Source organism: Bacteroides mediterraneensis (genome assembly GCF_900128455.1).
Classification (GTDB): Bacteria; Bacteroidota; Bacteroidia; order Bacteroidales; family Bacteroidaceae; genus Phocaeicola; species Phocaeicola mediterraneensis.
On sequence record NZ_LT635783.1, the window covers coordinates 2,420,481 to 2,445,884 of the forward strand.

14 protein-coding genes and 2 tRNA genes are annotated in these 25,404 nt (G+C 42.9%); 7 read left to right on the forward strand and 9 right to left on the reverse strand.

Going from position 1 to position 25,404, the window contains the following annotated elements:
- Window positions 1-23 precede the first annotated feature (23 nt).
- Window positions 24-1,493 (reverse strand): DUF3078 domain-containing protein, encoded by a 1,470-nt coding sequence (locus BQ7480_RS10135; RefSeq protein ID WP_072542747.1) that lies wholly within the window; start codon window positions 1,491-1,493, stop codon window positions 24-26.
- 333 nt (window positions 1,494-1,826) lie between these two features.
- On the opposite strand from BQ7480_RS10135, the gene BQ7480_RS10140 reads away from it, so the two are divergent.
- From BQ7480_RS10140 to BQ7480_RS10160, 5 genes are all read left to right on the forward strand, one after another.
- Complete coding sequence (locus tag BQ7480_RS10140) at window positions 1,827-3,425, forward strand: CTP synthase (RefSeq protein WP_072542748.1); 1,599 nt, start codon at window positions 1,827-1,829, stop codon at window positions 3,423-3,425.
- Between the two features lie 29 nt (window positions 3,426-3,454).
- Window positions 3,455-5,311 carry a membrane protein insertase YidC gene (gene yidC, locus BQ7480_RS10145; RefSeq protein ID WP_072542749.1) on the forward strand — a complete coding sequence of 619 codons (1,857 nt, stop codon included), beginning with the start codon at window positions 3,455-3,457 and terminating at the stop codon, window positions 5,309-5,311.
- A gap of 182 nt (window positions 5,312-5,493) precedes the next feature.
- Window positions 5,494-7,584 (forward strand): dipeptidyl-peptidase Dpp5, encoded by a 2,091-nt coding sequence (locus BQ7480_RS10150; protein ID WP_072543986.1) that lies wholly within the window; start codon window positions 5,494-5,496, stop codon window positions 7,582-7,584.
- A gap of 127 nt (window positions 7,585-7,711) precedes the next feature.
- Window positions 7,712-7,786 (forward strand) — tRNA-Pro (locus BQ7480_RS10155).
- Between the two features lie 36 nt (window positions 7,787-7,822).
- A tRNA-Pro gene (locus BQ7480_RS10160) sits at window positions 7,823-7,897 on the forward strand.
- Window positions 7,898-8,129: 232 nt separating this feature from the next.
- Here the strand turns inward: BQ7480_RS10160 and BQ7480_RS10165 are convergent.
- Window positions 8,130-8,498 (reverse strand): hypothetical protein, encoded by a 369-nt coding sequence (locus tag BQ7480_RS10165; RefSeq protein WP_072542750.1) that lies wholly within the window; start codon window positions 8,496-8,498, stop codon window positions 8,130-8,132.
- Between the two features lie 48 nt (window positions 8,499-8,546).
- On the opposite strand from BQ7480_RS10165, the gene BQ7480_RS10170 reads away from it, so the two are divergent.
- Both BQ7480_RS10170 and BQ7480_RS10175 read left to right on the forward strand, forming a co-directional pair.
- Window positions 8,547-9,701 (forward strand): site-specific integrase, encoded by a 1,155-nt coding sequence (locus tag BQ7480_RS10170; protein ID WP_072542751.1) that lies wholly within the window; start codon window positions 8,547-8,549, stop codon window positions 9,699-9,701.
- 549 nt (window positions 9,702-10,250) lie between these two features.
- On the forward strand, window positions 10,251-11,774 hold the full coding sequence (locus tag BQ7480_RS10175) for a hypothetical protein (RefSeq protein WP_072542752.1): 1,524 nt from the start codon (window positions 10,251-10,253) through the stop codon (window positions 11,772-11,774).
- A 689-nt stretch (window positions 11,775-12,463) separates the two neighbouring features.
- Here BQ7480_RS10175 and BQ7480_RS10180 read toward each other — a convergent pair.
- The 7 genes from BQ7480_RS10180 to BQ7480_RS10210 all read right to left on the reverse strand — a co-directional run bounded on the left by BQ7480_RS10180 (window position 12,464) and on the right by BQ7480_RS10210 (window position 25,401).
- Window positions 12,464-13,027 carry an SGNH/GDSL hydrolase family protein gene (locus BQ7480_RS10180; protein WP_072542753.1) on the reverse strand — a complete coding sequence of 188 codons (564 nt, stop codon included), beginning with the start codon at window positions 13,025-13,027 and terminating at the stop codon, window positions 12,464-12,466.
- A gap of 25 nt (window positions 13,028-13,052) precedes the next feature.
- The gene (gene istB / locus BQ7480_RS10185) at window positions 13,053-13,808 is read right to left on the reverse strand and encodes an IS21-like element helper ATPase IstB (protein WP_071150252.1); all 756 of its coding nucleotides are present in this window, start codon (window positions 13,806-13,808) and stop codon (window positions 13,053-13,055) included.
- Window positions 13,809-13,837: 29 nt separating this feature from the next.
- Window positions 13,838-15,400 carry an IS21 family transposase gene (gene istA / locus BQ7480_RS10190; RefSeq protein ID WP_072542568.1) on the reverse strand — a complete coding sequence of 521 codons (1,563 nt, stop codon included), beginning with the start codon at window positions 15,398-15,400 and terminating at the stop codon, window positions 13,838-13,840.
- 320 nt (window positions 15,401-15,720) lie between these two features.
- Entirely contained in the window at window positions 15,721-17,541 is a 1,821-nt protein-coding gene (locus BQ7480_RS10195) for a hypothetical protein (protein ID WP_072542754.1), read from the reverse strand.
- 4 nt (window positions 17,542-17,545) lie between these two features.
- On the reverse strand, window positions 17,546-21,382 hold the full coding sequence (locus BQ7480_RS10200; protein ID WP_072542755.1) for a hypothetical protein: 3,837 nt from the start codon (window positions 21,380-21,382) through the stop codon (window positions 17,546-17,548).
- Window positions 21,383-21,404: 22 nt separating this feature from the next.
- Entirely contained in the window at window positions 21,405-21,851 is a 447-nt protein-coding gene (locus tag BQ7480_RS10205) for a hypothetical protein (protein ID WP_072542756.1), read from the reverse strand.
- Window position 21,852: 1 nt separating this feature from the next.
- A complete protein-coding gene (locus tag BQ7480_RS10210) occupies window positions 21,853-25,401 on the reverse strand; it encodes a hypothetical protein (protein ID WP_072542757.1) in 3,549 nt (1,182 codons plus the stop codon).
- Between the last annotated feature and the right edge of the window lie 3 nt (window positions 25,402-25,404).

Genomic DNA, 25,404 nt, shown 5'->3' on the forward strand with positions numbered 1-25,404 from the left:
GAAAAGTTTCCATAGTCAATGTTTCACCAAGTATAACTCAAACCAAAGCTAAGCAATTCCTGCAGCTGAAAATAACTGTCGCCCACTTCCCGTGACACTCCATCATCGAAACGGCCGTGCACGAACAATTTAGTAGAAAGATACTTATTAATAGAGAATGTAAAGGTATTTTCCCATTCGGCCAACACCTTCTCATAATTTGTGGTGTAAGAAAAACGAGATTCCCACATCAGCATGGAGAAGACCTTCCATTTCAACGTAGACTCCAGACGGGAACCCCATACACTTTCCCGTTTATGTCCGGCCTCAATGTTGAACTTAGTCGGGTCTACTCTATCACTGGCCACACTATATAAAGTATAGTTGATTGGGTTGATCAACACAGACAGATTGCACACCCCATCCTTCACATACTTATAATCCATACCAAGACCGATATTCAATTCCGCCGGAGAGAAGAATGCAGACACCAGATTGTCGGAGTTGGTGTCATAATTAGAAAAGAACTGGGTCTTGAATTCAGCAGATAAAGTATAATACCAGGTACTGAAAGCTTTATAACCGAGTTTGGAGCTTAAACGTAACAAGTCATTATTAGCCTTGTAACTGTGTACCGTATCGGATGGTGCCGTCACGAATCCCAGTTTCCATTCAATCTTATTTTCAAACTGAATACGTTGTCTGTCATCATAGTTTGCCTGCCAGGTAAATCCGGAAAGTAAAGATTTCGTACTTTCACCTCCTTTGTACCAGTTACCCGAAATATAATTCTGTGAGAACTGCAGATAACCGTTTCCACCCAATGTCCAGAAATTGGGCTTGATAACCAACAAATCCTTTTCTGTCACCTGATTGGGCAGTTCGTCATTCTGCATCATGTCGAGCAAGTTCTCCTTTCTCGGCTCATCCACCAGAATCTCGCCATAAATAGGCTTCAGGCCCTCCAGATTCTCTTCATTCTGCTTCACCAGTTTGGGATACTCCAAGTAAAAAGAAAGCAACTGGCGGTTCACGAACCTATCTACCTGCTGGGAATGACGTAAATCCTTCAGCTGAGGCAATTGCTTCTTCAACGTGTCTTCCTTTATAAAAGGTATTTCAGGTTTCCAATCTGAAATACTGAATGCTTGCTCAATGGGAGCTTCATAATAAGTAGCCGGCATGGACAACTTATAATAATCCGGATTCGGACGAATCCCTGTAATCAACAGATAAATGTCATCCCAACGTTCTAGCTGTGCATCGTAGTCCTTGCGAAAATTCTGCAGCATCTGCCAGAAATTAAGCACTTCCAAAGAAGGTACATTCTTTTTGGGGGAAGAAGCTATCACTTGTTTTCCCGCTTTAGCTGCCTTCGGGGTTGCTAAAGCCGGAGATGTCAGCTGAAGTGAATCCATCTCACTACGGATTGTATCCGAGGAAATCTCAATTTCTTGTGCCGCTAACCCACCACACATCAGACACGACATCACGAATAAGCCTATTTTTCTCATTTTACTTTACTCTTCATTTTGTGCAAAAGTACGATTTTTTTCTAAAAGAACACCGTTTTTTCAACGAGTAATTATACAATAAACAAATTTCCTGCATCCTTTGTTTAAAAGACCCTGCCACTAGTCCAAAACCATGCGGATATTTCAACCAAAATAAGGTTTTACTCTCTCTGCCTTTGTGGGTTCAGCTTTTTTTCCTAATTTTGCAACTTTGAAGAAGTAGTTCTTCACGCTTGGAAGAAAATATGTTCCAAGTGACCCCGCAACCGTTTTCTGGAAGAAACAAGGAAGACGGACGGTTTTATTGGGATTTAATTTTTAAATATTCATATTGTGGCAGAAACAAAGTATATTTTCGTAACAGGTGGTGTGGCCTCTTCACTGGGAAAAGGAATCATCTCATCATCTATCGGTAAGTTGCTGCAGGCCAGAGGCTACAGCGTAACCATCCAGAAGTTCGACCCGTATATCAACATCGACCCGGGAACTCTGAACCCTTATGAACACGGAGAATGCTACGTAACCGTAGACGGACACGAAGCCGACCTCGACTTGGGACACTATGAACGATTCCTGGGTATCCAGACCACCAAAGCCAACAACATTACTACCGGCCGTATCTACAAGAGTGTAATCGACAAGGAACGCCGGGGTGACTATCTGGGTAAGACCATCCAGATTATCCCTCACATCACCGATGAAATCAAGCGCAATGTCAAACTGCTGGGTAACAAGTACAAATTCGACTTTGTTATCACTGAAATCGGAGGAACAGTGGGTGATATCGAATCACTCCCTTATTTGGAAAGTATCCGCCAGCTGAAAAGGGAGCTGGGCAAAAACGCTTTGTGCGTACACCTTACCTACGTGCCTTATCTGGCTGCCGCCGGAGAGCTGAAGACCAAGCCGACCCAGCACTCTGTCAAGGAACTCCAGTCAGTAGGTATCCAGCCGGACATTCTGGTGTTGCGTACCGAACACGAACTGAGCACAAACCTGCGCAAGAAAGTCGCTTTGTTCTGTAACGTAGACGAAAGCGCCGTTATCCAGTCTATGGATATGCCGACCATCTACGAAGTACCTTTGCGCATGCAGGAACAGAAGCTTGATGTCACCATTCTGGAAAAGATGGGACTTCCGGTAGGCGAAACCCCGACCCTCGGCCCGTGGAGAGACTTCCTGAACCGCCGTCACAATGCCACTGAAAAGGTAAAAATCGGCCTGGTAGGGAAATACGATTTGCAGGACGCCTACAAATCTATCCTCGAAGCCCTTTCACAGGCGGCTACCTACAACGACCGCAAGGCAGACATCCACTTCATCAACAGTGAGAACCTGACAGAAGAAAACATTGAAGAAAAGCTGAACGACATGGACGGAGTTATCATCTGTCCAGGATTCGGCCAGCGCGGTATCGAAGGTAAATTCATCGCCATCAAATATTGCCGTACACACAATGTGCCGACCTTCGGAATCTGTCTGGGTATGCAGTGCATGGCCATCGAATTTGCCCGCGATGTACTGGGTTATGCCGATGCCAACAGCCGCGAGATGGACGAAAAGACTCCGCACAATGTCATCGACATCATGGAGGAACAGAAATCCATCACCAACATGGGAGGTACCATGCGTCTGGGAGCTTACGAGTGCGTCATCGACCCGACTTCCAAAACCTATCAGGCTTACCAGAGCGAGCACATTCAGGAACGCCACCGTCATCGCTACGAATTCAACAACAGCTACAAGGAAGAATTCGAAAAGGCCGGCATGAAGTGCGTAGGTATCAATCCGGAATCAGACCTGGTGGAAATCATCGAAATCCCGACCCTGAAATGGTTCATCGGTACACAATTCCATCCGGAATACAGCAGTACGGTACTGAAACCCCATCCGTTGTTCCTGTCCTTCATCAAGGCAGCCATCAACAAGTAAGTCAAAAATAACATTGTAAAAAAACAGAAATGGACAAAAACACGTTAGTGGGCTTTGTCCTGATTGGAGCGGTAATTGTAGGTTTTGGTATCTACAACCGCCCCAGCCAGGAAGAAAGAGCACGCGCACAGCACTATCAAGACTCTATCCAGCAGGTCATCAAGCAACAGCAGGAAGTACAGGAGAAAAAGGCCGCGGCAGCCGTAGAAGCTGCACGCCCGGACAGTTCCTCCCTCTTCTTCCAGTCTGCACAAGGTACGGAACAGTTCACCGTACTGGAAAACGACTTGGTGCAGCTGACCTTCTCCAACAAAGGCGGACGGGTAAGCAAGGCCTTGTTGAAAGAGTATAAAGACCAGAAGAAACAGCCGCTCGTTCTTTTCGACGGCAAAGATGCTTCCATGAATTTCGGCTTCGAAGGAAAAGGAGAAAACATCCTGAGCGACCAGATGTATTTCGAGGCAACCAACGTGACCGACTCCACCGTGACCATGCGGTTGAATGCGGCCAACGGCGGACACTTGGATTTCAACTACCGCTTGCTGCCGAATTCCTACATGGTAGACTTCACCATCCAGGCCAGCGGCTTGCAGAATTTCTTCTCTCCTTCCACCAAGACGATGAGCATCGAATGGAAACAGCGGGCCCGCCAGATGGAGAAAGGCTACAACTTCGAACAGCGTTACACCTCGCTGACCTATAAGCCGGTGGACGACAGCTTCGACTACCTGAGCGAGACAAAGGATGCCAAAGAAACCATTCCGGAAGCTCTCGACTGGGTAGCCTTCAAGAACCAGTATTTCTCTTGCGTCTTCATGGCCGAGCAGAACTTCGACAATGCTACCCTCGAATCCAAGATGGAACAGCAAGGCAGCGGTTATATGAAAAACTATACTGCCGACATGAAAACGGCTTTCGACCCGACGGGTGCCAAGGCCTCACACCTGCAGTTCTATTTCGGTCCGAATCACTTCAAGACTTTGCTTGCCAGCAACGACTTGAGCTTTAAGGACAAAGACCAGGAACTGGAAGATTTGGTCTACCTGGGATGGCCGATTATCCGACTCATCAACCGCTGGTTTACCATCAACCTGTTCGACTGGTTGTCGGGTTGGGGACTGAGCATGGGTATGGTAATCCTGCTCATGACCATCATCGTCAAGGTACTGGTACTTCCCACTACCTGGAAGTCCTTTATTTCCTCGGCCAAGATGCGAGCCCTGAAACCGTATGTGGACAAAATCAATGCCAAATATCCGAAACAGGAAGATGCCCTGAAAAAACAGCAGGAAACCATGGCCCTCTACCGACAGTACAATGTCAGCCCGATGGGAGGCTGTCTGCCGATGCTGTTGCAGACACCGGTGTTCATGGCTCTCTTCTTCTTCGTGCCGAATGCCATCGAGCTTCGCCAGCAAGGATTCCTGTGGGCAACCGACCTCTCGGCATACGATGACCTGATTAGCTGGAGCTACCACATTCCGTTGCTGGGTAACCACCTGAGCTTGTTCTGTCTGTTGTTCAGCATCACCACAGTCTTGAACCAGATTATCATGATGAAGCAGCAGGACATGGGCAACAACCCGCAGATGGCTGCCATGAAATGGATGATGTACATCATGCCCGTGATGTTCTTCTTCATCTTCAACGACTATGCATCGGGATTGAGCTACTACTACTTCATCTCCGGTCTGATTGGTATCATCACCATGTGGATTATGCGCCGTATGACCGACGAGAAAAAACTGCTCGCCCAGCTGGAAGCCAACAAGAAGGAACCTTCACAGCAGAAAGCCAGCGGACTGATGGCCAAACTGGAAGCCCTGCAGAAAGAACAGGAACGCTTGCAGAAAGAACGTCAGGAGCACCTGAACAAGAAGAAATAAAAACGCCCCGAAAGGGAACAGAAAGAGCGGAACAGAAAGGCAATCGAAGGCCTTTCGTTCCGCTCTTTTTCTTTTCGCCTTCTCTTTTTCCATTTATTATCTTACCTTTGCACGACGGAAACGCGTACAAAGACTCGCATACTCTAAAAATTAAAAATAAAAACATGAAGAAAACAGATTTAATGAACATGACTGCGGCCGTGCTGATGGCCTCGGCTCCGATGGCTGCCATACAGGCGGAAGGAAGCGACGCACCTTTCATCGGCAAGCAGGAAATCACCGTGAAAGACGGACGAATGACCCCGGAAACCCTGTGGGCCATGGGACGTATCGGAAGTTCCTGTGTGTCTCCCGACGGAAAGAAGATTGCTTACACCGTATCTTACTACAGTGTAAAACTGAACAAGGGCCACCAGGTCATCTACGTGATGAACGCCGACGGTTCTGACAACAAACTGCTGACCACCTCTGCCGACAGCGAAGGCGAACCGGCATGGATCAAAGGCGGAAGCAAACTGGCTTTTATCACAAAAGGACAGATTTGGGAAATGAATCCCGACGGCACCGGACGCCAGCAACTCTCTGACTATGCAGGCGGCATCGACGGATTCAAGTTCTCTCCCGACGGCACCAAGGTGCTTTTCATCTCACAAGTAAAATATGGCGAACGTACCGCCGACAAATACCCCGACCTGGACAAAGCCAGCGGAAAAGTCATCGACGACCTGATGTACAAGCACTGGGATGAATGGGTAGAAACCGTTCCCCATCCGTTCGTGGCTTCCTTTACTGACAATAAAGTAGGTGAAGCCACCGACATCCTGGCCGGTGAACCCTACGAATCGCCGATGAAACCTTTCGGCGGCATCGAACAGCTCGCATGGAGCCCCGACTCCAAGTCTGTGGCCTACACCTGCCGCAAAAAGACCGGAAAGGATTATGCCGTATCCACCGATTCGGACATCTATATATACAATGTGGAAACCAAGCAGACCCGTAACCTCTGCAAGGAAGATGCCACCGACAAGAACATGGGTTACGACACTAACCCGCAGTTCTCTCCCGATGGAAAGAACATCGCCTGGCAAAGCATGGAACGCGACGGATACGAAAGCGACCGCAACCGTCTCTGCGTGATGGACCTGAACAGCGGAAAGAAAATCTACGTGACCGAAGCCTTCCAGTCGGGCGTGGACAGTTACTGCTGGGCACCCGACAACAAGACCCTCTACTTCACAGGCGTATGGCATGCCACCAGCATGATTCACAGCACCAACCTGAAAGGGGAAGTGAAACAGCTCACCGACGGCATGTATGACTATGCTTCCGTGGCCATGCTGAACGACAAGCAACTGCTCACCACCCGCCACTCCCTGAGCGAAGCCGACGAACTGTTTACGGTCGATCTGAAAAAGAAAAACGAGGTGACCCGTATCACAAAAGAAAACGACCACATCTTCAGCCAGCTGAAACTGGGCAAGGTTGAACCCCGCTGGACCAAGACCGTCGACGGAAAAGACATGCTCTCTTGGGTAGTTTATCCGATTAACTTCGACCCGAACAAGAAATACCCCACCCTCCTGTTCTGTGAAGGAGGACCGCAAAGCCCCGTCAGCCAGTTCTGGAGTTACCGTTGGAACTTGCAGATCATGGCCGCCAACGACTACATCATCATTGCCCCCAACCGTCGCGGACTGCCGGGATTCGGTATGGAATGGCTGGAAGAAATCAGCACCAACTATGGCGGCCACTGCATGGACGACTACCTGAGCGCCATCGATGACATCGCCAAGGAACCCTATGTGGACAAAGACCGTCTGGGATGCGTGGGAGCCAGCTTCGGAGGCTACTCAGTATACTGGCTGGCCGGACACCACAACAAGCGCTTCAAAGCCTTCATTGCCCACGATGGTTTCTTCAACATGGAACAGCAATACCTCGAAACCGAGGAACTCTGGTTCACCAACTGGGATTTGGGTGGTCCGTACTGGGACAAGAGCAACCCGGCCGTACAGCGCAGCTACGCCAACTCTCCCCATCTGTTCGTAGACAAATGGGACACTCCGATTCTCTGCATCCACGGCGAGAAAGACTACCGTATCCTGGCTTCACAGGGAATGGCTGCCTTCAACGCCGCCAAGCTGAGAGGTATCCCTGCCGAACTGCTGATTTTCCCGGACGAAAACCACTGGGTGTTGAAACCACAGAACGGTATCCTCTGGCAACGCACCTTCTTCAACTGGCTTGACCGCTGGCTGAAACCGCAGAAATAAGCCCTAAAACCTTTCCGGATACCTTTTTTACGGCGTTTTTTCCCTGAAATACGCAAAAAAGAGGTGTCCGGATTTGCATATTAAAATAAAAAGCCCTACCTTTGCATCGCTTTTGAGAAAGACACTTCGGGGTGTAGCGCAGTCCGGTTAGCGCACCTGCTTTGGGAGCAGGGGGTCGTGGGTTCGAATCCCGCTACCCCGACAGAAGTCAAGAAAAGTAAAAGTTATTACAAACGTTCGGGGTGTAGCGCAGTCCGGTTAGCGCACCTGCTTTGGGAGCAGGGGGTCGTGGGTTCGAATCCCGCTACCCCGACAGAAAAAAGGCAACTTATCCGATGTGATGAGCTGCCTTTCTTTTTTGAGGTTATTCGAGGATTTCCGAAGATACAAGCCGAAAAACGAATTGTAAGAATTAATCAAAACGTTTTGTGTTGTTTTTATATTTATTAATATAAAACAAAATGTGATTTTTCTATTAATAATAGATTTAAAAATATATTCCAGAAATTAATCAGAATTTAAATAGAGCTTAATAAAAAAGTGGTCTACAAATTAATGTAGACCACTTTCATTAAAAGAGAGTCAGTTATCGTAAAGATTGCATGTATAACCAAACTTTTCCCGAAGGCGCGTGCATCTACAACTTCTGTTGTCCTAGAATCTGATAATATTTTCTCTTCAGGTATTTCCGTCTCTTCAATTACTGCGGAAAGAATATTTCTGAATATGTCGCTTTTTGACATCTGATATAATATATTGTGTTCGTAATTATCACAAATATAAGCATTTAATTTGATAATTAAAAGAATAAAGAGGGGATTATCACACTTGATAACCTCCCTCTTCGTTGCATTTAATAATTCATTATGAATTATCGTCAACAAATATACTATTTTCCTGATTATTACTTGCATTTGTGGATATTTTTTCGTATCTTATAAGTGCATTTAATAAACATCATTATGAAAAAAATCAAGTTTTCTGTCTACGCGAAAAGTGTTCGCGGAGGCATGGTTGGCATATATATAAGATGCCAACAGGGTGTTAGAATTGTACCTATTGATACAGGAGTACGTGTGTTTAGTGACGAGTGGGACGAAGATAACGGATTGATTGTTAACAATCCAAATTCTTTGGAATTAAACAGAACTGTAAGAAAATGTGTATATGATTTGCAAAACATGGAGTATTCAAAATCAGAAGAAGGTATTTCTTTGAGTAGTCTAATTAAAATTTGGAATGAAAAAGATTCGTATCATGATTTTTATTTGTTCTTTGAGAATCATATTTCTACTGATAATATAAGAGATTCTACATCTAAATTACATAAAAACACTCTAGCTATGCTAAAATGTTATAAGAAAAAATGTTTATTATGTGATTTAGACGAAGACTATGTTGAAGGTTTTTATCTTTTTCTAAGAAATCACACATTCCTTAATGATAGGCGCTACGAATCTACTACGATAAAAAAACATCTTAAAATCCTACGAACATATTACAATAAGGCAAAAAAAATATATCCACGGCATGTTAATGATATAGATTTCTCAAAAATTCAAATTAAAACTTCAGAAAAGCCTATTAAATCTTTAGAAGAAAACGATATAAAAATATTAGAGAAGATCGTTAATTGTGAGAAAAAAGAAAATGATGAATTAGTTGTATATCAATTTTTATTTATGAGTTATACAGGATGCAGATATTCAGATTTCGTGTCTTTAAATGAAAGTAATCTCATTAAAGATCGTGAAACATTATGGCTAAATTATACATCGATTAAAACAGGTGTTCCAGTAAAAATTCCTCTCAATCTTTTATTCGATGGTCGTGCTGAACAAATTTTATACAGATATAAAGACAGATTAAAACATTTCTTTTCAATACCTAGTAATAGCACTTGGAATAAAAAGATACAAAGAATAGCAAAGAAATATGGAGTGATAAAACATATATCAGCACATATAGCAAGGCACACATTTGCTACAAGGCTATTAGCAAGAAATATACCATTAACTACAATACAAAAAGTTATTGGACATAGGAAACCTGAAACTACAATGATATATGCTAAAGTTAGTGATAATATGTTACTAACGCAATTTTCTAAGAAATAGAATAAAAAAAGGAGGTTATTTCCTCCTTTTTTTAGTGAATCTACGCAAGTTCCGGCAGAACTTAGGACAGCAGGGCTTACCGTCAGCTTCATTAATTCAGATGGAGACACGGAGAAATGGGAGTTCGGCGGAGGTTCCTGGGCGGTCGGCGGCTTTGAGAAGGTAGGGGCTGGGAAACTTAGCTGGCTGTATGAGAATATATTTGGTATACCCATATTTTCAAAAGGTGGTATTGATGCAAACACTGGGAATAGTATAGAGAATTCAGGCAGGGTAAGGACTGATAACTTTTATAAGGTAGATTATAATTTAAAATCAGATGCTACTATTATAGTATATTTATATGACAAAGACAAAGCGTATTTAGGTTACATATCAGCTAATTATAATCAAAAAAGTGAAACTGCATTATCTACATACCCATCAGCAGAATTTTCAAAGTTTTCTATTACTAAAACAGAATATACCCTATCAGGATATGCGTCTTCAACTAATAATAAAACACTGACAGAACTTAGTATTGACGTTGAAAAATTATCTGATAATGTTTTGGATACAAAAAATATTTTATATGACAACATAATACCTATAGATTTAAATAACAAAAAATATTGGAGAGTTGGAGGCATTTCAAGCAGTGATGGTACGTTAATTAACGACAAGACAAGGTTAAATACTTGTCTATTTCATTTCACAGAAAACTCCGATGTGAAACATACAAGGATAAATACAGATGTAACTGTTACTGGCTCGTATATATCTGTGTATGATGCTAATAAGAAGTATTTAGGATATGAATCTGTAAAAACTTTAATATCTGATATTATCAGTTTATATCCAATGGCATATTATTTTGCTAAAACTTTACACTTAACGGAAGATGCATCTGTAGATGTGTTTGGCTTAAATATTAAGATGTCTGACAATATTTACGGAACTGTAAGAGATTCTGTTATTGAAGCTCCAATAGAAGATATGCTAACAAATGCGATACCTACATTTACGACTGGTGGAATTGATGCAAGTACAGGAAATAATGTTGTAAATACAGGTAGAGTTTATACCCCCAATTATTACAGTGCAATAGATTACAAGATAAGATGTGACAATAATATTATTGCATATCTATATGATTCATCTAAAACATATCTTGGCTACATAAGTTCAGCAAGAATACAGAGCAGTGATATGGCTAGGTCTCAGTATCCTGAATGTGCTTTAGTTAGATTCTCAGTGACATCAACAGATATATCAAGCCTTACTGGTTATGTTAAAGAAAAAATAAAAGGTATTAAATCCTTAAATAATCAATTAGGAACTTCATCAAATAGATTAGAAGGATTAATATGGGCATATTGCGGAGATAGTTTTAGCTATGGTGGTTATTCTTCTTCTGAAATAACAGATGCTGATAAAATGCCACAAGATAGTATGTATGCTGGACAAAATAAAGTATATGGCTATATTATTGCAGATAGAAATAATATGATATTACAAAATATGTCTATGGGTGGAAGAACACTAGCAACTCCAGCTGATGGTTCTTTCACTAATGCTTTTACCAACATCAATAATCAAGTATCTAATAGTAATTATAAACAGATTAGAGAAGATGCTAACATAGCAACTTTTTATTTCGGGATAAACGACAGCCACCATAGACCTGGAAGTGGTGGAGGAGACGGTGAAGATAATACTGGAGAAATAGAAGTAGGAACTATTGATGATGAAACCGAAAATACTTTTTATGGAGCGTGGAATGTTATGCTTAAATGGGTTATTGAAAATAGACCATTTACTAAATTAGGTATAATTGTCTCTAATGGATGCGAAACAGATGAATATCGTGTAGCTACAATAGCTATAGCAAAAAAATGGGGCATTCCTTATATTGACATAAATGGAGATGAAAGAACTCCTATGATGTTAAGAAGTACTAATCCAAACATTTCTTTTTCTGCAAAAGAAGCTAGACTTAATAGTCAGAGAATATCATCAACAAATTCACATCCTAATACAAAAGCGCATGAATATGAAAGTACATTTATTGAGAACTTCTTACGAAGCTTGTAGAAGATATTAGTAAACCTAACATTTTATAGAAGGTTATACTGTTTTTTCGATTACTTATACAGAGAAAATCTTTGACCGAGTAATCCGCCTAAAACTGATGCTCTGGGGCGGAAACTATATTTATGATTACAATATATTATGTCGTTCTTAGATATGCGTATTTGTTGTAAACTGATATAACGTATGACATGATGGCAGATTAAAACATTGGTGCTATTTATGTTTTGTAACCTGTTTTTAAGGTTAAAACTATTAATTGTTTTTTTATTGTAGAGCTATCAACTTATCTTTGTACTCGGTAAAAGAAATGGGAGACGGCAACCTCCCATTCTTCTCCAAACCTTTTAATTAGTAAAAAAACTAATTAAAAAGACGCTAATAAGCTCTACTAAGAGCCTAATTAGCAATTCAATTAAATATTTCATAATAATAAAAATTAAAACAGTCTAGCATATTAATATGTTGGACTGTTTTTTATTTTTCCCATAACAAAGATAATAAAAGTCATTTACATCACAGGCAAATCTTGTAATTAACATCATCAACGTTTAACAGCCTTTACCTAATTCCTTTGTTTAATAATAGCGTAGCTCTATATTAAAGTATACGATTTTTTTATCATGGTATATCTACATACAGTATCTGTACGTTTTTTACAAGTAGAATAACTCGATATTACCGGGTTATTCTCACAGACCACGTAAAAAGTTTTCAATGAATGCACTTTCAAACTTATGTGCTTCCACGTTAGGATGGCCATTTTGGGGGGAAACTTTATATTGTGCAGTTCTTAATGACACAATATTAGATGGTATATTCTGTTTTTGCACTTTAAAGGTTTGTCTATAAAAGTATGGGACTTTTTCGCCTTCTTCATTAATACACAACAATCCATATTTTTTTGCTATCTCTACGGTAGCATTTGAATATTCAATAGTGTCGCAACCATTAGATGCTATAAGTCCTATTTTTGCATTTTGTCTATTGGTTATAAGCCATGTCAAAATATAATTCCACGCTCCATAAAAAGTGGTTGTATCATCACTATCAATATCACCGATTGGAACACTTTGGTGGCTATCATTAATACCAAATTTTAGCGTAATGTAATCACTATCTATGGGTATCTGATTTAGCTTTTCCTCATTCGCGTAATCTATTAATTTAGCTCCATTGACAGCTAAATTGGTTAGTTTTGCTGAAAACGGTTGATATCCGTTCACCCAAAACGGTGATATCCGTTCACTTTTCATACTCTTTACCTATGGCGATGCAAATTTATTGATTTTCGTCTGTAACGTTGCAGTTTTGATGTCTTTTTTGACGTAAACTGCTGCCTTGTAGCTCGAAGCGCACACTTGTGTGTACCAACCTGTCTAATATTGCATCAGCTGCAGTCGTGTTGCCTTTCATCACATCGTACCAGTTGGCAACCGGCAGTTGTGATATGATGATCGTAGCTTTTTGTCCATGGCGGTCTTCTATAATCTCCATAAAGTCAAGTAACTGTTGTCCGTCAAGAACTTTCATGCCGAAGTCGTCCAGTATAAGCAGGTCAGTCTGTGCCAGCTTGGCGAAGAAACGATGCAGGGTACTGGATATACGGGCAAGGCTTATTTCCTCGAAGAGCCTGTACAGGTTATAATAAGCAACCTTATATCCGTTCATGCAGGCCTGATGACCAAACGCTGTACCCAACCAGCTTTTACCGGTACCGGCAGCACCCGTAATAAGTATGGATACCCCGTTTTTCACATAGTCACAAGTGGCAAGATTAAGTACTTTCTGCTTGTCCACGCCACGCTTGCAGTCATAGATAACTTCACTTATGGAAGCCTGATAACGGAAGTGTGCTTTTTTTATCAGACGGGCATTCCGGCTTTGATTCCGGTTATCCAGTTCAGCCTGTATAAGCAGTTGCAGACCGTCTTTCAAGGAGAGCGACTCTGCCTGTCGCGTCTCCTGCATGGTAGCCCAGTAATGGGCCATTCCAGGCATCTTAAGGTTTCTTAGAGCATTGATAATTTCATCCATCGTTATTTGTTTTGAGTGTTAGAAGTCTGTCATTTGAACTGTGCTTTTCCACGGATATTACAGTGCTGCGGAGGAGCAAAGGAAGATGAAGGTTGCCCCACACCGGCACACTTGCTCTCTACCAGTAAACGGATAAAGCGATAGTTGCATCTGTCTACATTCAGGGCTGCCTCGCAGGCTTTTTGGAAAACGACCGGATCACTGCTCCTTTGCAGGTTTAGAAGCCCGTCGCAGGTCTTGTAATGAGTCTCCGGAGGCATTGTGGAAGAATAAAATATGCGGCGGATTACATCTCCCAGTATGCCGGATGCACGCTCGGCACGCTCTATGTATGATTTTGCACTCATCCCTCTGTATTCCCGGGAATTGCTTGCAAGATGCTCCTTTACGATAGTATACTTTCCCCTGTTGTAATCACGTAGGTGAGTGGCTACAAGCTCACCGTCCACATATACTTTTACCAGTGTGCGTGTATATGCGACATGTGCGGTTTTGGATATATACTGATACGGTACTGTATAATAGTGCTGGTCACGTCCAAGATAGATACAGCAGTTGGTTGACACCTTCAAATCGGTATATGACACAATCTCAAAATCTCTGTCAGGCAGTGGCATAAGATTTGGCTTGTCTACGGCAAGGAACCGTTCCTCACGCGTGTAAGGATGCTTTTGCATGCGTTTCTGGTTGTGCGCTTTCATTTTGAGTGAGGCTGCCCGGTTAAGCTCTTCCAGTGAATGGAAGGTTTCATTGCGGAGTTCGGCAAACACACGCATATAGACAAGCCTCACGGTCCCTTCCACGTTGCTTTTATCTTTAGGGTGTACGGGACGTGCCGGTATGATGACCGTACCGTAATGATTGGCCATATCCTCCATTACACGGTTAAGTGAAGGCTCATATCTGTCGGTCTTGACAACAGCAGCTTTAAGGTTGTCAGGGACAAGCATCTTTGGTACGCCGCCAAGATGTTTCAGGCACTGCGTTATGGCATATACAAAGTCTTCTGTACGCTGTGAACGTACGAAGAGGATATAACCGTAGTCGCTTGCAGGCAGAGTGGCTACAAAAGCCTGACACTGGACGACCTCACCGGTTTCCATGTCAACGTATCCCATAGTATCACCGGCAAAATCGAGGAAAAGCTTTTCGCCGCCCGTACGCATGTCGGCAAGTATGGTGGATGGCGACTCCTTCCTGGCCTCTGTGTTCTGATTGTAATGAAAACGGAACTGTGTCAGGCTGTAGTGGTCATCCGGATGCTCATTACGGTATTCTTCCCAAAGCAGCTTCAGCGTGACATGCTTGCGCTTCATCTCCTCCTGAAGATATGGAAGAAGGGCTTTGAATGTTTCAAAACGCTTGTCGCTATATGCAGGATTGCCGCCCTTGAGACGGTGCTCAAGAATGGGATCATCCAACCTGATAAGTTCATCAAGGCTCAGACTGTCAGCGTTGACCTTATTCATGTAGTTGTTCACTGTCTCCTTGTTCATGCCGATTATATCAGCAGCCTTGCGGTTGGAGATTCCGCTCTTCTTTAGTAGAAGAAGTTGTTTGATCTGGCTCATATTCTTACTTTTTCCTGCCATAGTCGTATCGTATGAAGATTGTTTTCTGCATACAAGATACGGGAAAAGAGTAGCAAGTGAACGGACATGCTCCGTTTTTTATGCAGGCATTGTCGTTTCTGTGAGAAGGTGAACGGATATACTCCGTTTTCCGTATGTAGACAACTGATTATAGTATTATTACATTCTCATTAGTGAACGGATATACTCCGATTTCTGTAGAGAAAACGGAGATTCTATCGTAATATCCAAACCACTGAACGGATATGCTCCGTTTTTTATGGCGTTTTGTGGCGTTTTTAGCTGAAATGAACGGATATACTCCGTTTTTCAGGCACTTTTCAAGGCCAATTTAGCGGTAAAACTGGATGGATTAAGCCGTTCAGAGTGGGTGGGGATGCTCCGTTTTCGGCAAGTTTCATATTGTTTCTCTTTGCAATCCACCAAGGATATGTTTTGTACATTTTCAAATCATAATCATATATATTATCATTAAATTCAGTATCAGGTGTTGTATTGCCATCTTCACCAGCGTTGGCAAAATCTCCATGGGTGAAACTATCTCCCAAAGAGGTATAGGATTTCCCTGATAACACATTTCCGGTTCCTATTATTTTCTTTTCTAGTGATTTAATTATTTTTTCGTTACCTGAAAAAGAAGAATCATCTGATTTCTTAAAAGAAAAGCGAATCAACATATCACTGGTTATTTCGGTAGTGGAATTTAACCGCTTTAAGAAATTACCTGTTAAGTCATAGGCCACAATGTTTTCAATACTATAGCCTTCATTTAAAGAATAATTATATGCGCCAGATAAAAATCCAGTTGTTGTTCTATTACTATTATTACTAGCAGCAAGTTCTCCATCAGTGCTGCTTGCGTAGTATCCGTATATGTAATTGACAATACTACCAGATTGTTTAATTAAGTCATTTTTTGTGGATTTTATATTTTCATCAATCTGTGGCTGTTTTTTAGCTAATGCTGTCAAACCTGCATTTAATCCGATTTCTAAACTTCCAGTTAAACCAACAACATATACCCAAAGGCTGCTAATGTCTTTGTCGCAGTAATGATAATAATCTTTATCATTCTCCATATAATCGAACAATCTATCAGAATTGTTCCCATTTATTCCGATTAAAAGTCTATTCCAACTTCCATCACTTTTAGGCCTTATATTTAAATAAGAACCTTTCTTGATTGAAAAACTTGCAAACGTTGTTTGTTGGCTATCAGGAGTGTCCGTAACATTATAAGTACCTATAAAGCTATTATTATCAATAAAGTGTAAAGATTTAATAGCTTGTTCATTGCCATTGAAAACAGAGTCATCAGTCTTAACAAATGTAATTCTAGTTAATAGTCCAGTCTTATCGTCATTTATGCCTAAACGCTTTACATATTCACCTGTTAAATCAAATGCTACAATATTTTCAATACGGTAACCTTCATTTAAAGTAATAGTATAGTTCCCTCTAATATACCCAGTAGTACATCTGTTTATTGAATAAATCAAAGCACCATCAGCACTGCTTGTGTAATATCCGTATATGTAATTGATAACACTACCAAATTTATTTTCCAGATTGCTAAGTTTCCCAGCCCCTACCTTCTCAAAGCCGCCGACCGCCCAGGAACCTCCGCCGAACTCCCATTTCTCCGTGTCTCCATCTGAATTAATGAAGCTGACGGTAAGCCCTGCAGTCCTAAGTTCTGCCGGAACTTGCGCAATAGCCCCTGCAAGGTCATATCGGTTCGATCCTGACGTTCCGCTGGTTGGATGAAAAACAGATACATTATACTCAGCAGTAGCTTTCTTTGCATAGTCTTCTACGTCTTTCAAGTCTTCTTTAGTTGCATAGTCGTTTAGATCAACAGAGTCTGCATCAGGAGCCTTAGTCGTATTATGCCATGCTCCATTGCTTTGCACGTCATACACCGTTCCAGGGTAAGGTTCTCCCACAAATGCAGTATCTCCAACTTTAGGGGATGGATATGCCTGTTTAAGTGCTGTTTCAGTTGTAAAGTATCCCTTAAACTTTGTAGTCGAAGATTTTACTTTTTCCAAATCCACATTTATGTTTTGGAAATTTGAATTGATTGTACTTGCTGCGTCACCCCAATTCGATTCTTTTTTTATTTCAGAAAGGTTTGCCATATAGTTACTGTCTTAATGTTTTTATAAAATAATGAACTTCAGATTGGGTCAATGGACCTGGGTTCAATATGCTTCTGAGAATACATACCATGCCAAGCACATCACCTTTACTCAACACAATCTCTGTCATCTCATTTCCATTCTGGTCGAATAGTTTTGCTCCATCAGAAAGATGTATCGCAAATTCAGAGTTGTTCTGTACTGAAACGCCTATGAAAGATGAATAAGCAGGAACAAGTATGTCTATATAAAATCCATTTGCGCCCATTTCAATTCCAGGTATTTTTTCAGAAATTTGCTGAAAGTTTGGAAGAAGAACTTCAAATCTGCCCGTAGTGAAAGTGTTAAATATAAGTTCATAAATCTGAGCACGACCTATATTATTAATAATGAAATTACGAATAAAATCTTCGTTGTTAGGTATTAGGTTAAATCCCGACATCGAACCCAACACAGTCATGCTATATCCAAGCAATGCTCCATTTGCATTTACGCGAAGTCCTCCAAGTTGTGACCCTTCTCCGGCTTCGAGGACTCCATTTACCTTTAACCTGTCACCCGTGAAGTCAATGAACGGTTTCTGCCCATCTTTCTTTCCTATCCATCCGGTTCCATCCGCATTGAGACGTGTCACTCCGTCACCCAAATCTACTATGCCCATGAAATATCCTCCCAGGGCATAGATGTATCCACGAATAAACACATCGCCTCCATGCGTTGCCACGAACTTCGCCATAGACTTCCATTCTTCATCTGTAGGCGTTTCTCCTCCAAGTATTTTCTGTACTGTCGCGATGGCTTCTTCATACGTTCCACCAGACCACACAGACACATCTGTGTCATCATTGTAGATTCCACTGATACCTGCATTTACTTTCTCCATGACACCATTAACCCATTTCCCTACCTGTATCATTGAAGTTAACACAAGGCCTCCGTTCACTTCTGTACTTCCTTTCATTGCATCCTGCAAGTACCAAAGATGCTTAAATTCATCTTTAACTGAATCAGGATCTAAGACAGAAGGACACCAGTCTGTTGGTATCGTACCACGTTCCAGCTTAATGTCACATATTGTAGCACTTCCTGAGATTGTAACTGATGTGACATTGTTGTTGGTAAACACATGAGAATACTTTTTGTAATCGTTAGTCAGATTTTGAGTAATCGTACTTCCTCCGACAACAATCTGTAATAAAGTTCCTTTTGCTTTGTAGCTTATTACATAATTTTCATCTTGAATGAGCATTAATCCTTGTGAAAGTCTGCCTAACGTAGCAGATACACCGGATACTGCATTTGAATCTTCATTCAGAGTTGCTGTACCACTCCACTTGTAGAGTGTCGTGTTATACATCTTTGTATTCTCTTGTAGGGGAGTTGCTGAATCAAGTTCTAATGTTTCATAATTCCCTAAAAATCCTGTATTCAGCAAAAGGTTTTCACCACCTATCTTTACTGCACTATATATCTCATCAGGTAAATCAGTAAAGTTACCTGCTCCTGTTGAACCTGATTCGATGCTGACTTTACCCTTTACTTCCACACCATTTTCTTGGTCGTACTTTACATAAGTGCTTTCATCTTTCGCTCCAACGTATGAGTCTCCGTATGTGACTTCCTTGAAACGGCCTGTGACCACATCAAAATATTCATCTTTGATTACCTTACCGACAAGGCTGTATGAATTGATTTCCTGATACATCTTGCGTGAAGGTGAGTCAGACCCGTAGGCGGAATAAATCTGTGCGTTCTGTCTCGTTACGTCCGTGCGGTTTCCTAACTGAGAAACCTGATCGCCGGCCTGCGGAATGTCGCTTCCTATATCTGCATCGGTTTTTGAAAACACCACATAATCATCTCCTATTTCCGTAACAAGTCGCCACCAGTAACGATTTCCTACCTGTCCGTTTTCCTGCTTCTCAAGATTGAATGTTTGGCAACGTCCTTGGTCGTCTTTTTCAAATTCATTATAAATTGTACGTCCATCACTGTTTTTCTTATTAAAATAGCATTTGTATCCTGTATCTGTTTCTTGCACGCTGGAGATAATCATGGAAGCCGGAGATATAATCAGTGCTCCACCAATGTGTTTGAGCTCCTGCACCGTAATTTCAGTGAAAAGGGCTTTCTTACGGATGTTCAAATAATCAAACTCAGCATGAGAGTTTCCGTCATCGTCTATCTGTATAGCTCCCCCAGTTCCAAGCAAACCGGATACAAATTTTCCCAGTTCAATCCCTTTCATGAATCTTTGAAGATACGGGTTTTCGTCCGTTTTGTCCTTCCGATGAAATCTTAAAAGAGAAGCCAAAGCAGAATATACATTATTGTCAGAAGGTGTATTCCTATCTATACTTTTCAGTATATCAATCATCGTCTGTTCCGCCTGTCTGGACACTTCATACCGAAGCGAGTTCAACGAGTTATCTACCGATGACTTCCACCCCGTCCCTACCTCATCCGAGCAGGTAATCGTGGCTTGACACAAGTCATTCAGCTTGCGCTGCACCTTGGTAATACGAGTATCCTTGTATCCACCGGTGGTGCCAAAATACTGTTCTGACAGCAGACGCACGTTCCACCCGATGCGTAGCGGTGTATTATTCTTTTCTATGTAGTTCCGGTCCGTGGTTCCGGTGTATTTGTTAGGGTCAAAGCTGTAGGTATTCAGAAAGTCATCGACAGCCTGTTTGTACGCCTGTTCCGCTGCAGTAATGTACTCCTGCGGCATGGCGAAGTTCCACGGAATGTATTGGTCGCCTGGAGTTGGGATAATCGCTCCGCCAGGTATCTGGGTCGTATCATCCGGATATACGTTGATGATTTCCCACTCTCCAGTGTCTTCGTGCCATGCGGCCTGAAAGGAACCGTCAGTCCCTCGTCCTGCAAGTTCGCCCGTCTGGAACTGAATCATATAGTCCAAATCCGGGATCTCGTAGTCTTTCGGATTCCAGTTCATTCCGTTGTCCTTGAAGTAATATACGGTGTACTTCCGTCCTTCCTCGCTGGTTTTCTCTTCCGTGCGAACCGACGAAACCGTACCCACATACTGAGGATATATCTCAGCAAACGCAGCTTCTTCCGTTTCTTCCTTCACGCCGTACAAGTCTACGTTCTTGTCCACATATATTTCCCTACTTGGAAGTTGCAGACGAGAATACCCGTACTTCGTCGCATCAATATTGCGTGTGCTGCCCAATGGGAACAGACGGGTAAAGAACTTTACTTCTCCGTTATCTTCCTGTGCCAGATTGGTAAGTCCTTGAAGGTATCCCAGCTCTACTACTTCTCCTCGTTCAGCTTTGCAAAGATTAATTACATAACCATCCGCCCACATTTCTGTGCCGAAAGTCTCTGCAATACCGTTACTACCGAAAGCCGCATCCCAGCACTTTACGTTCCGGTAGTCGATAGTTTTGTTTTCAGCAGTAATCACGGTTCCGATGCTCCACAAGTTACCACCGGCACGGCGGTTCATGTTGTCAATCCATAACTGGAGGTGTTCGCGCGGACCACCGTCGTAACTGAATTCAGATGTGGTACCACCTTCCTGGAACAGCATCAGCGTATCTTCCGCGTCGTGTATTGGCGCATAGAACTTCACGCTGTATTCGTAAGTCTGCGTGTTCTTCTGCTTCGGACGATAACGGGACTTCACCTTGTATCGCACGCCTTCCAGTTCGATGTAGTCATCCACATCCAGCGGCACGTATGAGGTATGTGTGAAGGATGCAGATACGCTGCATTCTCCACCTATTTCCTCTGTGACGGTAGAAGAAGTGTTCGGACTGGCTGTCAGTCGAAGATTGTTGGCTTTATCGTATATTTTCAGTTCCATTTAATCAGTGTTTAATCAATTCCTAAATCGAAGGCTGTGGCTCCAGAAATTTTACTGAAAACAGCACATAGAAGCGGTCTCCTTCGTAGCTTTCGTACCATGATGGATCTGCCGGCATATCCTGATACACCATATTGTAAGTGCGGTAATTCTTCACGGAGACAGCAAGCATACCGGACGTAATCAGTGTCATCATACGCTGATATTTGTCCAGACGGTCGGCTGCGGAGGTTCCACGTAGCCAGAACTGCAAGGTCCGTTCGATGCTGCTCAGTTTTACGTCCGGATTCTGAGGAAGCTCTACCCCATTCCTTTCGCGGAATTCTACGGTGGTAATGTCCTTTGCCTTGGGCATTCGAAGCAAAGCATCCATGTTCACGTGTCCGCCTTCTTCCGTCTCGCCGAGGAAAGCACCGTATTCCGTCCATGCGTCCGTTCCGTTAATTGTTAGGTATCCTGTCAGGTCCATATCATTTCAGTGTTATACCGTTCAATTTCATATCACTCAATATCTCGTGTATCTCCACCAGGTGTGCCGTATGTCCGGCTATGGTGGCCAACGTCTGGCTGTCCTGCTTCTGCGTGTTGCGGATTTCCTGCACAAACTTGTCCGTATTGGCCAGATGCGTCTGCATGTTTCGTCCTATTCCTTCAAAGGTGGATATGCTGTCCTGGCTCATGGTGGTCAGCGCACCGCTGCTGGGAGACTGGCTGCTTCCGGAATCCGCAGATGAAGACCATCCGAAAGCATTCATTATCTGTTCTCGTTCGGCGAGCATATCGTCTACAATACTCTGATATTGATTGCGTAGCATTTCAGCTTCTTTTTCGTCAAGGCCTTTGTTTATCTCTGTTTTACCATGTGAAAAAAAACTTGCCTTAGAAGGATCATACACGATAGTGCCATCTGCCGCTTCTTTCGCCCATGAGTCATATAAGCTCTGAATTCTTTCTTTATACTTATCCGCAACCATTGAGGAGAATATCGCATTCTGTAGATACTTTTCGAAATTATCCGCAAAATCCTGATTTGTGGCATCGAGGTCCGACAGCATACTGGTAAAGCTGTCACGGAATTCGTCAAAACTGACTCCGGTAAATGCTTCCTTCTCCTGTTCGGCAATTTCCTGCAACTGTTCGCTGTACTTGTCAATATTCTGAATGTAGGTCACAAACTCAGAGTTGACAGCGGTCAGTACCGACACAAACTTTTCGTCTTGAAGCACCTTACCTATGACATCTTCATCCAGGTTGATTACATCGCCAAATTCACGTATATTCGCTCCGGTCAGTTCTGAAAGTCTGTCCCAGTCCGAACTGCTCATACGGTCATTTACACGGTATCCAAGAGAGTGACTACCGATGCTTGACCCGCTTCCAGAAAGAGAATGCATCAGCTGCCGCTGGCGTTCAATCTGCACATCTACCAGTTTCTTCGCTTCCTCGGCTGCTTTCTGAGCTTCTGTTCCGTAGTCTATGTCGATGTATTCCTGCTTTTTTGATATAAGATCATCCCAGATTGTAATCAGTCCCTCATACTTCGACTTCATATTTTCATAGCCGGAATAATCCGCCCCGCCGAAACCAAACAGTCCGGCTATGGTGTTCCCTACTCCAGTCAGAATCTTAATTGAGCCAGTAATGGCACTGAAAGGTTTTGTCAAGTCGATACTTTCCAGTCCACTCATTACCTGACTTACTCCATTCAGTGTATCCGTAACCGCTTCCGGAACCTTCACGCCAAAGTTTTCCAGCATGTCCACAATGTCGTTTCCGGCATTGACAACAGCCATTCCCTTTTGCCCGATGGAATTAGCCGCTTCCGTCAGACTTTTCTGTGCGCTGTATCGTTTATCCTGTGCAGCACGCAATTTTTCTTCGGCTTCGGCCTGTGTGACCAACTTACGGGTAATCGTTCCTGTCGCTTCGTCGTATTCCTCTACAATTACGCTTCCGCCCATCTGTGTCTGGTTCAACAGATTTTGGGCTGAGCGCACTTCCTCCATTGCCGACTTGTAGTCCTCGTAGCCTTTCTTCATCGTTTCGAACGGGGAACGGTCGGCCAGTTCGGAGTCAATATCCTTGAACGCATCCATTACTTCCTTGAAGGACTCGGGGCTGATGTCATCGCCTATGCCTTCCAGGTATTCCTTCAACTTTTCGCGAAGGCTTTCCAGTGTATCGGTGGAAACCCGTTCCAGATCACCGAAGATTTTGTCCCAGTCCATCCCTTTCTTCATTTCCTCGAAGTCCAGGTTGGCCAGCTTGTCGTCGCGTTCACGCACAAGTGTGTTAGCTTCTCCTTCCGTTTCCGCAGCGGCAATCTTCCGGGCGTAATCCATTGCAATGGCCAGACGCTTTTCCTGATATGTGCCGTATTGTTTATTGTAGTCGATAAGGCTTTGTGTGGCCTTGTCGCGATATTCCTGTTCAATCTGATAGATCTTTTCGTTGTACACCTGTTCCGCCAGCACGCGGTTGGTGTTAGCCGTGTTCTTCACTTCCTCATACTGGCTCTGAGGAATGTTGTCACCTTGCTTCCGTGCCTGGTTCATCTTCTCCACTGTATCGCGCTCTTGCTTGTCGATTTCGGAAATGCTGTCATCGTATTCCTGCTTGGCCAGTGCCATCCGCTTTGCAATACCTTCCTGCATAATCTGTATGCGGAGTTTCTCTGTAGTCTGTTGTGCTTTTACGCGGGCATCAGCCAGCTGGGAGGCATAGTCTGTCTTTTCTTTGTTTGTTCCTGTTCCTGTTTTAGTTCCTGAAAAATCAGTACTGTAAGCTGATGTGTCTATCTGTTTGACTACACCTTCTACTATTTTATTGTTTTTTGCAATTTCATCAGAGTACTTCTTTATGTTTGACATGCGCCGCTCGTATTCTTCAATCAGTTTCCCTTCTGCTGTATTACTAATCCATGATTTTGCAGCACTATCTACAATTGCACTTCCTTGATTTACTTTACGATAATTTTCCCACATTTTATCGCGTTCCTTCAATGCAGCTTCGTATGCGGCCTTGTTTTGATTTGTCCAATTTGTGTCCGCATTGATGCCACGCTGCAACTGGAAGTTTTTCTTAGAATAATCAGACACAATATCTTCAGCCGCCTGTGCCTGTCCCTTACGGATAATTGCTTTGGTCAGTTCATCATAAGCTGAAGCCGCATTTCCAGCCAAAATTGCTTCATTGCTAAGCTTCCCAAAGTAATCAGGATACATTTTTTGCAATTCATCCACCGCTTTGTTCCTTTCTCTCATGGATTTAGTGGAATCTTGCGTAGCAGTATATAATATCTTGAGTTTAGCTGATTCTTCCGAAGCTGATTCCCCTCCCTTTCTTCTTGCGCTGTTAAGTTGTTCTTGTAGTTTTTGCGTTTCGGAAAGTTCTTTTTTTACGTTGAATAAAGACGATAACCATCCGGAAATCTGCTTATTGAATACAATTATCAATGTTATTGCAGTAACCAGTCCGGTCTGCCAGCTGAACAAGGAACTTACCAGCTGCTTCCATACCGGCACGCTCTTCTGACCAGATGCAGCCAAAAGTTCATTCTGTTTGCGTACATCCGCGATGGCATCCGCTAACATCGGGAGGTTGTTGGAGATAGCGAGGATAAACATCTGCGGCCCCATTGCCAGCGAAGGCAGCTCTCTTGCCACCTGACTGAACTGCATCTTCAGGTTGTTTGTTTTACGCGTAACGGCTTCCGTGTCGATGTCGATTGAAGGTGTTTTGGCTGCCTCCTCTTTTGCTTTCTGCAAGTCTTTCAGACCAGCTTTCAATCCGTTGATTTGTCCGGTCAAAGCCTGTACGTTGGCCGCTTCCTGCGTGTATCTTTTTCCGGCTTGCTTGTTCGCTTCAAGCTGCTTGATCTGTTCGGCACGTACCTGCTTCAATGCTTCAATCAGTTTCATAGTCTGATTTTCCACATCATCCACATTCTTACCCACGCTCTGTAGTCCGGCCTTGGTAAGGTCTTTCATGAATATTTCCAGTTCCACAGGTACTGCCATATC